1 protein-coding gene is annotated in these 1,561 nt (G+C 57.8%); it reads left to right on the forward strand.

Annotated features, from left to right (window positions below; translation table 11 throughout):
* Window positions 1–153: 153 nt before the first annotated feature.
* Window positions 154–1,185 carry an IS110 family transposase gene (locus ACGYLQ_RS20780; protein ID WP_095587668.1) on the forward strand — a complete coding sequence of 344 codons (1,032 nt, stop codon included), beginning with the start codon at window positions 154–156 and terminating at the stop codon, window positions 1,183–1,185.
* Window positions 1,186–1,561: the final 376 nt, after the last annotated feature.

Below are 1,561 nucleotides of genomic sequence, written 5' to 3' on the forward strand. Positions count from 1 at the left end.
AAGATGCCGTAATGGGGCTGTCGGCGAATCGAGCACGTTTCGCTTGCTTGACAGCATGATGTGGAGTGCCGTTGCCCTTGATGCGCCTGCAGCGCGTCTACGAGGTCGTATGTTTCCATGCGCCTCAATTCCTGAGAATAGAAGGGCAACGACATGAATGTATTTATCGGACTAGATGTATCTCTGACAAGCACGGCGATTTGTGTGCTGGGGCCGCAAGGGAAGGTTGTTGAGGAGTTGGAGGCCGCCAGCGAGCCTGAGGCGCTGGTGCGTGCGATGACGTCATTGCCGTACGCGGTCGATGCGATCGGTCTTGAAGCCGGACCACTGTCCCAATGGCTGAGTAAGGGCATCGAAGAGGCCGGACTTGACGTGGTCTTGATGGAAACGCGGTTGGTGAAAGCCGCTTTGAAAGCCATGCCGATCAAAACCGATCGGCGCGATGCTCAGGGCATTGCGCGCTTGCTTCAAATGGGATGGTACAGGCCCGTGCACCGCAAATCGGTGTCCTCCCAGGAAATCCGCGCGTTGCTGACAGCGCGCAAGTCAGTTCAGCAGGCCATCATCAACCTTGAGCTTTCCATGCGGGGTGTTTTGCGGAACTTCGGTCTGAAGCTGGGACACGTCACCCGGATCAGGTACGAGGCCCGGGTGAGGGAACTGGTTGAGCAGAATGAAATCCTGTCGGCGTCGACAGAGGCCCTTTTGCGCGCGCGTGCGCAGTTGCGCGCCGAGTTGGCTGAATTGGATGCGACAATCGCGGATCTGGCAAAACAAGACGACGTTTGCCGTCTGATGATGACGATGCCAGGCGTCGGTCGGATCGTCGCCCTGACGGTCAAATCCGCGATCGACGATCCGACCCGGTTCGCGCGATCGAAGGATGTTGGTCCGTGGGTGGGGCTGACGCCGAGACGTACGCAATCCGGAGAGATGGACATTGTCGGGCAAATTACTCGAGCCGGTGACCGGGCCCTTCGAACGGCCTTGTATCAAGCGGCGATGATCTTGATGCACCGTGGGTCACCAAACTGGCTCCAGGCCTGGGCGCTCAGAGTGGCCCATCGGCGTGGATCGAAACGGGCCTTGATTGCACTTGCGCGGCGTATTGGCGTTGTATTGCACCGCATGTGGCGAGACGGCACACCATTCCGCCATGTGCAGAGCTCCCCGGCAACGGTCTGAGTAAAATAATTCCAGAACTTGATCTGACGGAGGAACGCACTGCACCTGACGACAGGTACGACGAGGTCCCTTGCCGGGACGAGGTTCCTGGAGATGCCGAAAGCCCGCTAGTTATCGGCTAACGCTGAATACGCGTAAAAGATGGGCACCCAGGACCAGATTTGGACCAGGCATAGAGTGGCAGCCATGCGGCTGACTACGGACGGAAGAGCGAAGCCCGTGCAAGGGGTGTCCTTCAGTCCTGACGTGCGGGTGCAGTGAAAAAGAAAAAGAAAGCTTCTGAATCTGTGCCTTAAAACTCGGTGAAAGTTGAGATCTTCGCCGGGATTTTTGACTTGCCCGAAACCCTTGACAGAGGCCCGCCCCATTACGGAAG

The sequence above is a fragment of the Sulfitobacter sp. 1A12779 genome, from assembly GCF_043557315.1.
Lineage (GTDB): Bacteria > Pseudomonadota > Alphaproteobacteria > Rhodobacterales > Rhodobacteraceae > Sulfitobacter > Sulfitobacter faviae.

Bases quoted from the DNA above. Each gene is read 5' to 3' on its own strand.
- ACGYLQ_RS20780 (WP_095587668.1), top strand. From the start codon at position 154: ATGAATGTATTTATCGGACTAGATGTATCTCTGACAAGCACGGCGATT.